The organism is Lysobacter sp. 1R34A (genome assembly GCF_051217035.1).
Taxonomy (GTDB): Bacteria; Pseudomonadota; Gammaproteobacteria; order Xanthomonadales; family Xanthomonadaceae; genus Lysobacter.
The window spans coordinates 1-11,822 of the sequence record NZ_JBPKJP010000112.1 but is presented as its reverse complement, the minus strand read 5'-3'; the positions used below and the strand labels follow the sequence as shown (position 1 = coordinate 11,822).

General features: G+C 69.3%; 13 protein-coding genes and 1 tRNA gene. 9 read left to right on the top strand and 5 right to left on the bottom strand.

Annotation, left to right across the window (positions count from 1 at the left end; genetic code table 11):
* The 5 genes from ACSAMQ_RS17930 to ACSAMQ_RS17910 form a co-directional block, all read left to right on the top strand.
* A partial coding sequence (locus tag ACSAMQ_RS17930; protein WP_435396965.1) for an SPOR domain-containing protein occupies window positions 1–517 on the top strand: 517 nt, incomplete at its 5' end.
* Window positions 518–608: 91 nt separating this feature from the next.
* Window positions 609–684 (top strand) — tRNA-Thr (locus tag ACSAMQ_RS17925).
* 472 nt (window positions 685–1,156) lie between these two features.
* Window positions 1,157–2,080, top strand: coding sequence for an arginase (gene rocF, locus ACSAMQ_RS17920; protein ID WP_435396964.1), 924 nt, complete (start codon window positions 1,157–1,159; stop codon window positions 2,078–2,080).
* A 189-nt stretch (window positions 2,081–2,269) separates the two neighbouring features.
* Window positions 2,270–2,419, top strand: a complete 150-nt coding sequence (locus ACSAMQ_RS17915) for an entericidin A/B family lipoprotein (protein WP_435396963.1) — start codon at window positions 2,270–2,272, stop codon at window positions 2,417–2,419.
* Window positions 2,420–2,805: 386 nt separating this feature from the next.
* Complete coding sequence (locus ACSAMQ_RS17910) at window positions 2,806–3,006, top strand: CsbD family protein (RefSeq protein ID WP_435396962.1); 201 nt, start codon at window positions 2,806–2,808, stop codon at window positions 3,004–3,006.
* Between the two features lie 250 nt (window positions 3,007–3,256).
* Here the strand turns inward: ACSAMQ_RS17910 and ACSAMQ_RS17905 are convergent, their stop codons facing one another.
* Window positions 3,257–4,099, bottom strand: coding sequence for a hypothetical protein (locus ACSAMQ_RS17905; RefSeq protein WP_435396961.1), 843 nt, complete (start codon window positions 4,097–4,099; stop codon window positions 3,257–3,259).
* 217 nt (window positions 4,100–4,316) lie between these two features.
* On the opposite strand from ACSAMQ_RS17905, the gene ACSAMQ_RS17900 reads away from it, so the two are divergent.
* The 4 genes from ACSAMQ_RS17900 (at window position 4,317) to ACSAMQ_RS17885 (ending at window position 8,276) form a co-directional block, all read left to right on the top strand.
* A complete protein-coding gene (locus ACSAMQ_RS17900; RefSeq protein ID WP_435396960.1) occupies window positions 4,317–5,648 on the top strand; it encodes a tryptophan--tRNA ligase in 1,332 nt (443 codons plus the stop codon).
* Window positions 5,645–5,968: a hypothetical protein gene (locus ACSAMQ_RS17895; RefSeq protein WP_435396959.1), complete on the top strand. Its 324-nt coding sequence runs from the start codon at window positions 5,645–5,647 to the stop codon at window positions 5,966–5,968. Before ACSAMQ_RS17900 ends, ACSAMQ_RS17895 begins: the two co-directional genes overlap by 4 nt.
* Window positions 5,969–6,102: 134 nt before the next feature.
* On the top strand, window positions 6,103–7,035 hold the full coding sequence (locus tag ACSAMQ_RS17890; RefSeq protein WP_435396958.1) for an MBL fold metallo-hydrolase: 933 nt from the start codon (window positions 6,103–6,105) through the stop codon (window positions 7,033–7,035).
* 134 nt (window positions 7,036–7,169) lie between these two features.
* On the top strand, window positions 7,170–8,276 hold the full coding sequence (locus ACSAMQ_RS17885) for a GGDEF domain-containing protein (RefSeq protein ID WP_435396957.1): 1,107 nt from the start codon (window positions 7,170–7,172) through the stop codon (window positions 8,274–8,276).
* A gap of 6 nt (window positions 8,277–8,282) precedes the next feature.
* On the opposite strand, the gene ACSAMQ_RS17880 is transcribed toward ACSAMQ_RS17885, so the two are convergent.
* The 4 genes from ACSAMQ_RS17880 to ACSAMQ_RS17865 all read right to left on the bottom strand — a co-directional run.
* Window positions 8,283–8,666: a VOC family protein gene (locus tag ACSAMQ_RS17880; RefSeq protein WP_435396956.1), complete on the bottom strand. Its 384-nt coding sequence runs from the start codon at window positions 8,664–8,666 to the stop codon at window positions 8,283–8,285.
* A 142-nt stretch (window positions 8,667–8,808) separates the two neighbouring features.
* Window positions 8,809–9,741, bottom strand: coding sequence for a HEAT repeat domain-containing protein (locus tag ACSAMQ_RS17875; protein WP_435396955.1), 933 nt, complete (start codon window positions 9,739–9,741; stop codon window positions 8,809–8,811).
* Window positions 9,742–9,857: 116 nt separating this feature from the next.
* Window positions 9,858–10,664, bottom strand: coding sequence for a peptidoglycan DD-metalloendopeptidase family protein (locus ACSAMQ_RS17870; RefSeq protein WP_435396954.1), 807 nt, complete (start codon window positions 10,662–10,664; stop codon window positions 9,858–9,860).
* Between the two features lie 432 nt (window positions 10,665–11,096).
* Window positions 11,097–11,822, bottom strand: a 726-nt coding sequence (locus tag ACSAMQ_RS17865) for a 2-oxo acid dehydrogenase subunit E2 (protein ID WP_435396953.1), incomplete at its 5' end; no start/stop codon positions are given.

The following is an 11,822-nucleotide window of genomic DNA, read 5'->3' as shown; positions in this document are numbered from 1 at the left end:
GCCCCAGGCGGTTGCGGCCACGACTCCGGCGGCGCCGACGCCCGAAGCGGCGAAAGCGCAATGCTTCAGCGTCGGCCCGTTCGCCGATGCCGCGGCCGCCGATGCGGCGCGGGCGAAGTTGCAGCCGCTCGCGCAGAAGCTGGCGACGCGTGCCCAGGCCGGCAGCTCGAACCCTTCGCGCGGTTGGCGCGTGTATCTGCCGCCGGCCGCGAGCGCGGAGGCGGCGCAGGCGACTGCGCAGCGCATTCGCGCCGCCGGTTTCAGCGATCTGTTCGTGATGGGCGCCGGCGCCGACGCCAACGGCATCGCCCTCGGCCGTTTCCGCAGCGAGGACTCGGCGCGCAAGCGTGCGTCCTCGCTCAGCGAGGCCGGTTTCCCGGCGCGAGTCGAAGCGCTCGGCGAGACGACCTCGGCGACCTGGATCGACGCGGCCACCACCACCTCGAACGGCGATGCCCTGCGCCGCGCCGCCGGCGCCCAGCGCTGGCGCAGCGTGTCTTGCGGCGCCCTCGGCTGAGCGCGCTGTCCGTGGGCGGCGCGGGCGCGTAGAATGCGCCTGCCGTCGCCGCATCGGTGCTCCAGTCCCGGTCCGCACGCCGTCACGCCTTGCCGCTTTAGCTCAGTTGGTAGAGCACTCGCCTTGTAAGCGAGCGGTCGTCCGTTCGATTCGGACAAGCGGCACCACGTGAATCCGAGGAAAAACAACCGCCCGGCTAACCCATCCAACGGCCCGAACCATTCCGGCGCTTGTCCAAACCACGAGCGCCCCGCGGCGAATCACCAATCCATCGCCCAGGCCTTGCGCTGCCAAGGCAGGCGAACCGCAGTTGGTTCAGCACATCCAACGCCCGAACCATTCCGGCGCTAGGTCAACCGCGAATGCCTTACGGCAAACCGCCGATAGTCCTGCGATGCCGCCAAGGCAGGCTGAGCCGCACTCACTCCCATCCCTCCCACGTCCGGCCCTGCTGCAACGCCGCACGACCGCTCACGCACAGCCCCGCATCCGCCCTGAGCTAGAATGCCGGCATCGTCGGCGGCCGCAGCGCAACGCGCGGCCCTGTTGCGGCGATCGCGCGATGCCGCGGGCATCGTCTGCGTTCACTATCGATATCCCTCGTGCGTCGCCATGCCGGCGCAGGGAAGAGGAAGTCTCATGAGTCGTACTTATCCTCCGGTGTCCTTGCTCGGCGCGCCGACCGACGTCGGCGCCGGTCATCGCGGCGCGCGGCTCGGACCGGAAGCGCTGCGCATCGCCGGTCTCGGCGAAGCCTTGAGCGCGCGCGGCGTCGACGTGGTCGATCGCGGCAACCTCGACGGCCCGCGCAATCCCTGGCAGAAGCCGGTCGAGGGCTATCGCCACCTGCCCGAAGTGGTGGCCTGGAACCGCCTGGTGATGGACGCGGTCGGCGCGGAGTTGCGCGAGGGCCGCATGCCGATCCTGCTCGGCGGCGATCACTGCCTCGGCCTGGGCTCGATCACCGCGGTCGCCCGGCATTGCCGCGAGACCGGCAAGCAATTGCGCGTGCTCTGGCTCGATGCGCATGCCGACTTCAACACCAGCCAGGTCACCCCGTCGGGCAACATCCACGGCATGCCGGTGTCGTGCCTGTGCGGGCTCGGCCCGGAAGCCTTGACCCATCTCGGCGGTTCGGCCCCGGCGATGCGCGCCGACGAGATCCGCCAGATCGGCATCCGTTCGGTCGACCGCGGCGAGAAACAGTTGATCCAGCAGCACGGGCTCGACGTCTACGACATGCGGTACATCGACGAGATCGGCATGCGGCGGGTCATGGAGGAGGCGCTCGAAGGCGTCGACGAGAACACCCATCTGCACGTCAGTTTCGACGTCGACTTCCTCGACCCGAGCATCGCGCCCGGAGTCGGCACCACCGTGCCGGGCGGTCCCAACTACCGCGAGGCGCAGTTGGTCATGGAGATGATCGCCGACAGCGGGCGTCTGGCCTCGCTCGACATCGTCGAACTCAATCCGATCCTCGACAAGCGCAATCGCACCGCCAAGCTCGCGGTCGACCTGGTCGAAAGTCTGTTCGGCAAATCGACCCTGATGCGCGAATGAGCGCGGATGTCGCCGCGGCGATGAATCGCCGCTGACGGCGGCACGCCGGGCCCGGCTCGCGATGGCCGGTTTCCGCGGGCGCCGGGCCGGCGCTGCACACCGGCTTCACATTGGCTCGCGTTTCATGCGGACAGGACGCGACAGCGTGCGCGGCCCGATCTGGTATCCGTAACCGACCAAGGAGTTCCTATGAAGCGTTTGACTGCCCTGTTGCTGCTGGCCCTGTTCTCGATGGGCACCCTGACCGCTTGCAACACCGTGGCCGGTGCCGGCAAGGACGTTCAGAAGGCCGGCGAAAAGGTCGAGCAGACGGCCGAAGACGTCCGCGACGGCAAATAAGCCGTTACGGTCCGTCGAATCTGTGAAAAGGCCGGAGCGATCCGGCCTTTTCTGCGTCTGGGGGTTGGCTGTCCGATGAAGACGGCGGCGCATGCATCGCGTTGGCGCGCCCGATCGCCGTGCTGGTCGCCCACCATCTGCATGGTGGGTCGCCGAAGCGCGAACCTGCGCACAAAACGCAATGAGGCATTCATCCGCGTTCACCGAGATCAAGCCGCAGCTAACGCAATCGTGACCCGGCCGGAACGTGACCGTTGCGAAACTGTCTCGGCGATACGGCAAGCCAACGACGCGCTGGACAGTCATCTCGAACGACTGCATGCGCATGACTGCATCGCACGCGCGTCGCGCCGGATCCGACTTCCCCCAACGAAGGAGTGTTATCGATGAACAAAGACATCATTGCCGGCAAGTGGACCCAGATCAAGGGCAAGGCCCAGGCCAAGTGGGGCGATCTGACCGACGACGTATTCGATGTCGCCGAAGGCAACTCGGAATACCTCGCAGGCAAGTTGCAGGAGCGCTACGGTTGGGAACGCGACCGCGCCGAGAAGGAAGTGAGGGAATTCGGCAAGACGCTGAACTGAGCGATGCCTTGATGCGCTTGCGGATCGGCTCTCCAGCGATCCAAACAGGCGTGAACGAAGCGAGCTGAAACGAAGCGAGCTTGAACCGGGCGCCGCTGTCGCGCGGGAAAACGCGCGATACGCGTTCGGGGATGGAAGGGGAAGCGGGCCGGATTCGTCCGGCCCGTTTTTCGTTGCGCCGCGTTTCGCCTGACCGATCGATATCGATTGCACCATCGCGGCCCCGCCCTGTCGAGGATCGCCTCGCGCGTTACCAACCGCGCGGCGGCGGGTCGGCGACGAAACCGTTCGGGAACGCGTGCGGTTCGTTGTCCCGATATGGCGCGCGGTAACGCGGCACGATGCCGCGCGCGACCAGGTTCCGATAATCGTCGTAGCGGAACTGGATGACCTGGGCCGGCGAACGCGACGCGCGGACGAAATCGGTCTGCGAGACCGGCGACCACTCCCGCGCGCCATGACCGGTGCCGATGGACTGCGCCGCGGTACTGTCGGCTGCGGCTTCGCGCGCCTTGCTTGCACTGGCCGCCGGCGCGGCTGCGCCGTTGGAGGCGCGGCGCTCGGCCTCGGCCATGCCCTGGTCGCGGCCGTACGGCGGCGACGCCGGATAGGGATAGGGATACGGACGCGGCGGTTCGCGATACACCGGACGTTCCTCGAACACCGCCACGCCGATCACGCCGACGTTGGCGGGACGTCCGGTGCGCGCGGCGTAGCTGTCGGGCAGATCGGTGAAGACGAACTGGGCGACATCGTCGAGCGATTTGCGCCAGCCGTTGATTTCGGTCGATTGCCAGGCATCGAGCACGTAGCCGGCCTGCGAGGGGCTAGCGGTCTGGCCGCTGACCGCATTGACGCCGTCGACCGACAGTACGACCAGCACGCGTTGGCCGGTGGTGTTGGTCAGGCGCACGGAATAGCGGTGCCCGGGCGTGCCGGCGATCCATTGCTGGCCGCGGTGCGGATAGGTCGGCAGCCAATCGCCGCTGTCGCGGTCGATCACCGCGAGGTCGACCAACGGGCGGCCGAAGGCCGGGGTGCAGGCGGTGGCGGTCAACACGGCACCGGCGAGCAGGGCGAAGGTGCGGAACATGGCGGTGTCTCCTGGGTGGTCGAGCATGCAAACGCACCTGTTCCCGGAACGGGGTTGCGCGGCCCGGTCTGGCCGGCCGCGGCGCTCAGCCGGCGCTCAGCCGCCGGTCCGGGACCCACCCGATCCTCGCCTGAGGCTGGCTTGAGGCCCCGCGGACGAGGCGGGGGCCGCCGGGCAGCGGGTACACTGGCCGGCCACGTTCCACCCACGATCGGCAATGACCCAGACCCGCATCCTGACCGGCATCACCACCTCCGGCACCCCGCATCTCGGCAACTACGTCGGCGCGATCCGCCCGGCGATCGCCGCGAGCCTGGCCCCGGACGTGGAAAGCTTCTATTTCCTCGCCGACCTGCACGCCTTGATCAAGGTGCAGGAGCCCGAGCGCGTGCAGCGCTCGACCCTGGAGATCGCGGCGGCATGGCTGGCCTGCGGGCTCGATCCGTCCAAGGTCTGGTTCTACCGCCAGAGCGAGATCGTCGAGATTCCGGAGCTGTCGTGGTTCCTGACCTGCGTCGCCGGCAAGGGCATGCTCAACCGCGCTCATGCCTACAAGGCCGCGGTCGACAAGAACCGCGCCGAAGGCGAGGACGACGATGCCGCGATCACCGCCGGCCTTTTCATGTACCCGGTGCTGATGTCGGCCGACATCCTGGCGTTCAACGCCAACCAGGTGCCGGTCGGCCGCGACCAGATCCAGCACATCGAGATGGCGCGCGACGTCGGCCAGCGCTTCAACCATCTCTACGGCGAGCATTTCGTCCTGCCCGAGGCGCTGATCGAGGAAAGCGTGGCGACCTTGCCGGGCCTGGACGGGCGCAAGATGAGCAAGAGCTACGACAACACCATTCCCTTGTTCGCGCCGCGCGACACGTTGAAGAAACTGATCTATTCGATCGTCACCGACTCGCGCGCGCCGGGCGAACCGAAGGACACCGAGGGCTCGGCCCTGTTCCAGATCTACCAGGCTTTCGCCAGCGTCGAGGAAACGCAGGCGATGCGCCGCGCCTTCGCCGAGGGCATCGGCTGGGGCGAGGCCAAGCAGGCCCTGTTCGAACGCATCGACGGCGAGGTCGCGCCGTTGCGCGAGAAGTACGAGACGCTGATGGCGCGCCCGCAGGACATCGAAGCGATCCTGGTCGACGGCGCCCGCCGCGTGCGCGCGCAGCATGTCAGCCCGCGCATGAGGGCGCTGCGCGAAGCGGTCGGCCTGCGCGATCTGTCGCAGGCCTCGGTCAAGACGGCGGCCAAGGCCGAGAGCAAGGCGAGCCTGCCGGTGTTCAAGCAGTACCGCGAAGGCGACGGGCAGTTCTATTTCAAGCTCGCCGACGGCGACGAGGTGCTGCTGCAAAGTCGCGGCTTCGCTTCGCCGAAAGAGGCCGGGCAGCTGATCGCCGCGCTCAAGGCCGGCAAGAGCGACGTCGCGGCTTTGCTCGCCGCGGCCGATGCCGTCGACGACGCCCGCCGCGACGCGGTGGCCGCGGCGCTGAGCGCGATCGTGCAAGCCGAAGCCGAGGCGCAGGCGGCGAAGGACAGCGCGACGTCGTGAGCCGGTTCGTCGAACTCAACCTGGCGCTGATCCTGTTCCTGCCCTGGTTCGCGATTCTCGGCGCGCTATTCTGGCTGTACCCGCGGCAGCCGCGCAATGCCGCGCGGCGTTTGTTCGATGCGGTGTCCCTGGCCGCGTCGGTATGCGCCTTCGTGCTGGCGATCCGCTGGGCACACCGCTATGCCGGCGACGCCTATGGCGCGATGTGGCCGCAGATCTTCGCGACCTCGCTCGGTTACGGGGTGTTCCTGGCGACCTTGACCATCGCCGGCGTGGTGCGCTGGCGCTGGCTGCGTCGCTGGACCGACATGCTCGATTGAGCGGGCGATAGACGGGACCGACGAAACCTTCGCGCCCGACGACCGCGAACGGGCCGGCGCCTGCGACCAAAGCCGCATGTCGCCGCGGCGCCCAGCGCATAGACTGGGGCCCGACTCCGCCGCGCAGTGCCGTCATGAGCGAATCCCTGGGCATCGTCACCATCGACACCGGTTTTCAGCGGCCGATCTTCGATGCCGCGTATCTGGTGGTCGACAGCGGCCGCGGCGCGTTCATCGATTGCGGCACCCAGCATTCGATCCCGGCGTTGCTCGCGGCGCTGCCGCCGCAAGGCCTGACCCCGGCCGACGTCGACTGGCTGATCCTGACCCACGTCCATCTCGATCACGCCGGCGGCGCCGGTGCGCTGATGCGGCAGTTGCCGAATGCGCGGCTGGTGGTGCATCCGCGCGGCGCGCCGCACATGATCGATCCCGCGCGCCTGGTCGCCGGCGCCACCGCGGTCTACGGCGAGGCGGAAATGGCCCGCAGCTACGGCGAGATCGCGCCGGTGGCGGCCGAACGCGTGGTGATCGCCCGCGACGGCCACATCGTCGAGTTGGGCGGACGGCCGTTGCTGTGCGTCGACACGCCCGGGCATGCGCGCCATCACCTGTGCGTGTGGGACGAGCGCAGCCGCAGTTGGTTCACCGGCGATACCTTCGGTCTGTCGTATCGCGAGTTCGATTCGGCGCGCGGGCCCTTCGTCATTCCGACCAGCTCGCCGGTGCAGTTCGAACCCGAGCCGCTCAAGGCCTCGATCCGCATGCTGCTGGCCAGCGATCCCGAGGCGATGTACCTGACCCATTACGGCCGTGTCGGCGACGTGCAGCGGCTCGGCGCCGAGCTGATCGAGCAGATCGATGCGATGGTGCGGATCGGCTGCGACGCGCAGGCCGCCGGAGGCGATCGCCATGCGCGCATGAAGGCCGCGCTCGAGGCGCTGTACACCGAGCGCGCGCGGGCCCACGGCAGCCCGCTCAGCGAGGCGCAAGTCCATGCCAGTCTGGCGGTCGACATCGAGCTCAACGCCCAGGGCCTGGGCGTGTGGCTGGATCGCCAAGGTTAGCGGGCGTCTCGGCGATGGCAGAGATGGGCTGAATCGCAGATGCCGGAAAACGTGAGTCCGATCGGGCCGTTCACGGGCGTTGAATCGGCGCCGGAGTAGCGTCCAGGGCTGGAAAACTACGCCCCGACCTGCCGATGTCCGTCGTGCCGTTGCGCCCGCAGCCGATGCCGACCGAGCCCGGAGACGAGTCCGGCCGTCAACTCGCGCTCGCCGGCTACGGCTTGCTCGACAGCGTGCCCGAGAGCGCCTACGACGACTTGGTCCGGCTCGCGGCGACCCTGTGCCAGACGCCGGCCGCGGCGATCGCCCTGGTCGACAACGGACGGGTCTGGTTCAAGGCGCGGGTCGGGCTGAAGGCGTCGGAGCGACCGCGCTCGGACTCGATCTGCCATCGCCTGATCGCCAATGCGCTGCCGGACCAGGTGCTGGTGGTCGAGGACCTCGCCGACGATCCGCGGTTCGCCGGGCTAGGCCTGAAGCTCGACGAGCGCCCACTGCGCTTCTATGCGGGCGCGCCGCTGCTGAGCCCCGACGGTTACGCGCTCGGCACCTTGTGCGTGATGGACAGCGTGCCGCGCGAATTGCGCAACGCGCAGCGCGAAGGCCTGGCGGCGATCGCGCGCCAGGTCCAGCATCTGTTCGAACTGCGCCGCTATGCGATCGAGCAACGTCGGCTGTTGTCCGAACGAGAGGCCTTCGCCCAACAGCTCGAACAGGCCCAGGCCGATCTGCAACGGCGCCACGACCTGCTTCAGCACAGCGCCAGCCACGATCCGCTGACCGGCCTGCTCAACCGCACCGCGCTGGCGCAGTTGCTCGGCAGCGAAGACTCGATGGACCGCCTGCGCCGCGCCGCCTACACCTTGATGTTGATCGACGTCGACCACTTCAAGATGGTCAACGACCGGCACGGCCACCTGCTCGGCGACCGCGCCCTGCGCGCGGTGGCCGACGCGGTCGCCGGCTCGATCCGCGAAGGCGATGTCGCGGTGCGTTTCGGCGGCGAGGAGTTCCTGGTGGTGCTGCCGGGCACGCACCTGGCGACGGCGGCGGAAGTCGGCGAACGCATCCGCCAGCGCATCGCCCGTTCGTCGCTGCCGTTTCCGTTGACCGTGTCGATCGGCGTTGCCGGCGGCGAGCCCGAGCGCGACCGCCCCGAGCAAGTATTCGACCGCGCCGACCAGGCGCTGTACCGGGCCAAGGCCAGCGGCCGCGACCGGCTCGTCGTCGACGACAGCTGAGCGCCGTCAGTCCCAGACGTTCGGCGCCGCACCGCGTTCGGGATGCTTCATGTGCACGATGCAGAAGCGGTGGCCGGTCGGCGCTTCCATCACCCACCAGCGCTTGACGAAGGCCACCCGCCTGGCGCCGAGCGCTTCCAGGCGCGCGGCTTCGGCGTCGAGGTCGTCGCTCTCGATGTCCAAGTGCACGCGCGAGGGATGGGCGACCTTCTGCACTTCGATCTGCAGGGCGGCGGGACCGTCGGCGAGCGAGGCGTATTCGGCGTCGCCGTCGTCGTAGGTTTCGCTGCGGGCCAGGCCGAGCGCGTCGCTCCAGAAATTCGCGGCGGCGTCGAGGTCGCCGGTTTCGCAATCGATGATGAATCCGGCCAGGCGGCTGCGATGGGCCATGGCAATGCTCCGTGGGAAGGACCGCGGTGCAGATTGCCGCGCCGAGCCCGGTCGGGAAAGTGCCGGCGCGGCGAGGCGGCGCGGTACTCGTCACATCGCTGTATCGCTACGCCGCGTTGGCGCAGCGTCCCGGCATCGCGATTCAGTGCAGCGGCAAACTCCGGCCCGTGGCGTCGGCGCGGGCGAGCGCGTCGCGGTACAGCGCGTACTCGTCTCGATCGAGGGCGAAGTTCTGCAGGGCGAACGCCGCCGCGCGGCGCAGGTCGGCGTCGGCTCCGGCGTCGCCGGCGATGTCGAGTAAGGCGATCTTGAGGCGTTCGGAACGCGCGCCGGAGGCTTCGATGCCGGCGATCGCGGCGCGGCGCACGGCGAGGTCCGGATCGAGCAGGGCCGGTTCGAGGATCGCGGCGCCGTCGCCTTGTTTGTCCCAGCGCGCCGACTGCAGCACGGCGCTGGCGCGCACCTCGGGGTCGGCGTGGCCGCGCAGCGCGGCGAGGCGTTCCAGCAGCGGCGCGGCGTCTTCGCTCGCGACGACCGCCGGCGCGAGCATGTCGATGCTTTCCTTCAACAGCGCCGGATCGCGCTCCTCGCGCAACTGCCGCGCCAAGGTGTCGCGCACTTCGGCGCGGTCGAGCGGAAACGCCTTGAGCAGGGCCAGGCCGTTGCGCCGCATTTGCGGGTCGGGATCAGCGGCGAGTCGCCGACCGAACTGCAGGACCTCGTCGTTGGCCACGCCCTGCAGAATCGCGAGCAGGGCGCCGCGCCGGTCGAGATCGGTCTCGAAGCTGTAGCGGCGCAGCAGTTCGCGCAAATGGCCCGGGTCCTGCGAGGCGCGGCGGACGTCGCGGTCGAGGTCCTCGGCGCCGCGCCCGCGCGGGCCGCCGCCGGCCAGGGCGTCGGCCAGGGCCGAGTGCTGCGTACGGGTCGGCGTGTCCGCCGAGGCGGGCGCGCCTGAGGCGTGGTCGCCGCCCTGGGGCGCCGCAGGCGCCATCCACGAGCGGGTGATTGCCGCGCCGAGCAGGCCGCCGATCAAGGCGGACGTCAGCAGCGCTAGGCCTAGCCGGGCGTGGCTCATGGCTGCGAAGGCTCGGCGTAGTTCATCGGCGTCCTCGATGCGATGCCGACGGCGGGGCGGCGGTCTCGCCGCCGCCCCGGTGCGCCGTCGCGCCGTCGGGTTTGTTTACAGGGTCATCAACAGTCCGGAGCGACGCGGCCGTCGGAACCGGTGTAGGTGTAGGCATCCGGAATATAGCGGTTGCTGCCGACGGCGCCGATGTTGTTCCACAGATTGCTGGTGCCGTAGGTGCCGCTGACCGATTCGCCGGTCTTCTGGCAGCGGATGGTCACGCTGGCGCCGTTGGCGAGCGAGCCGACGACGCTGTAACCGGTGCCCGGGCCCGAGCGCACGTTGAGCGCCGAGCCGCTGGTCCTGACCGTGCCGGTGGCGCCGCCGGCGCTGCAGCTGTTGCGGCTCTTGTAGGCCACTTCGTACTGGTCGTAGACGATGGTCGCGCCGTTCCAGACGATCTTCTGGTCGTCGCCGTTGAGGCGCTGTTCGTAGTGCAGGTGAGCGGAGATGCTGTTGCCGGGACGGGTGGTCTTGCCGAGCGTGCCGATCTTCTGCCCCTGCGACACGCGGGCGCCGTTGCCGACCGAGATGGCGTTGAGATGGGCGTAATAAGTCTGCCAGCCGCCGCCGTGATCGATCACCACCAGGCGGCCGTAGCCGGTGCCGGGGTGCGGGTCGTAGGTGCGCGCGGTGCCGGCGGCCGAGGCGACCACGGGCGAGCCGAGGTCGGCGTCGCTGAGCGGGCGCGGCTTGTGGTTGAGATCGACGGCATAGCGCAGCCCATGGCCGGGGTAGGTGTCGCCGTACCAGGTCTGGCCGCAGGGGAAGGGCATCTGGAAGGCCGGCCGGGCGGCGTGGGCGGCCGGCGCGATCAGGCCGAAGGCCGCGACTGAAATGCACGACAGGGCCGTGCGCAGGAAACGCTTCATGCTGGAACCTCTCGACTGACGATGAGGGCGAAGGGCCGGCCGCGGCGCCGGCAGGCGCCCGATGCCGGGATTGCGGGCCGACGCTAGCGCGATTCCTGGGTAATTGATTTAGGGAATTATTTATTCCTAAACGCAATCGTAGCGGCGAGCGTGATGCCTATCGCGATTGCGGGATGCCGGTTTGGCCGAGCCCGTGAAGACGGCGGGCAGGCATCGGCCGCGCCGTCGCGCCGCGGGAAGTCGGGGTTGAGTTCAGCGGACCCGAGTGGGTCAGGGCGAGTGCCTCTCGCTCGCCGCACCGGCGAGGGCATTAGGGAGCACGGCCGGCGAAGCAAGTCCGCGCACTGCGCGCTGTCGGCGCCGCGGAGGGATCGAAGGCGTGGACGCCCGAGCCGCTCCCGCGCGGTGCGGGAGCGGTGTCTTTCGGCTGGATCAGTTCGGACGCGCGAGGTCGTCGATCATCGCCTTGAGGAAGCGCGCGGCTTCGCCGCCGGTGCAGGCGCGGTGATCGAAGGTCAGCGACAGCGGAATCACCTTGTGCGATTCGAAGCCGCCCATCACCGGGGTCATCTGGTGGCGGCCCTTGCCGGCGGCGACGATCGCCACCGTCGGCGGCACCACCACCGGCGTGGCGTAACGGCCGGCGAACATTCCGAAGTTCGACAGCGAGATCGTATAGCCGCTGAGTTCCGAGGCCGGAATGCTGCGGTCTTCGACCTGCGCGCGCAGACGGTTGATCGCCTCGCGCACGCCGCGCGAATCGAGCACGTCGGCGTTGCGCAGCGCCGGCACGAACAGGCCGTCGTCGGTGTCGACGGCGATGCCGATGTCGACCTGCGGATGCAGGGTGCGGGTGAGCTTGTCGCCGTCGAACCAGGCGTTGAGCGCGGGCACGGTCTTGCAGGCGACCACGATCGCGCGCACCAGGCGGCCGGTGATGTCGTTGCCGGGCTGCCAGGCGTTGATGTCGGCGTCGTCGGCGAGCGTCGTGGGCACGACCTTGCTGTGCGCGTCGGCCATCACGCGGGCCATGTTGCGGCGCACGCCCTTGAGCTGCTCCGGCTGGCCGGTCGCGGCGACGCCCGGCGGCTGGGTGCGCATCGGCCGGCCCGAAGCCGACAGGGTGCTGCGTGCCGGTGCGGCGGCCGGCACGCAGCA

Excerpts from the sequence above, each read along its gene's own strand:
- ACSAMQ_RS17890 (WP_435396958.1), top strand. The coding sequence starts at position 6,103 with ATGAGCGAATCCCTGGGCATCGTCACCATCGACACCGGTTTTCAGCGG.
- ACSAMQ_RS17880 (WP_435396956.1), bottom strand. The coding sequence starts at position 8,666 with ATGGCCCATCGCAGCCGCCTGGCCGGATTCATCATCGATTGCGAAACC.
- rocF (WP_435396964.1), top strand. The coding sequence starts at position 1,157 with ATGAGTCGTACTTATCCTCCGGTGTCCTTGCTCGGCGCGCCGACCGAC.
- ACSAMQ_RS17905 (WP_435396961.1), bottom strand. The coding sequence starts at position 4,099 with ATGTTCCGCACCTTCGCCCTGCTCGCCGGTGCCGTGTTGACCGCCACC.
- ACSAMQ_RS17910 (WP_435396962.1), top strand. The coding sequence starts at position 2,806 with ATGAACAAAGACATCATTGCCGGCAAGTGGACCCAGATCAAGGGCAAG.
- ACSAMQ_RS17885 (WP_435396957.1), top strand. The coding sequence starts at position 7,170 with ATGTCCGTCGTGCCGTTGCGCCCGCAGCCGATGCCGACCGAGCCCGGA.
- ACSAMQ_RS17915 (WP_435396963.1), top strand. The coding sequence starts at position 2,270 with ATGAAGCGTTTGACTGCCCTGTTGCTGCTGGCCCTGTTCTCGATGGGC.
- ACSAMQ_RS17900 (WP_435396960.1), top strand. The coding sequence starts at position 4,317 with ATGACCCAGACCCGCATCCTGACCGGCATCACCACCTCCGGCACCCCG.
- ACSAMQ_RS17870 (WP_435396954.1), bottom strand. The coding sequence starts at position 10,664 with ATGAAGCGTTTCCTGCGCACGGCCCTGTCGTGCATTTCAGTCGCGGCC.
- ACSAMQ_RS17875 (WP_435396955.1), bottom strand. The coding sequence starts at position 9,741 with ATGAGCCACGCCCGGCTAGGCCTAGCGCTGCTGACGTCCGCCTTGATC.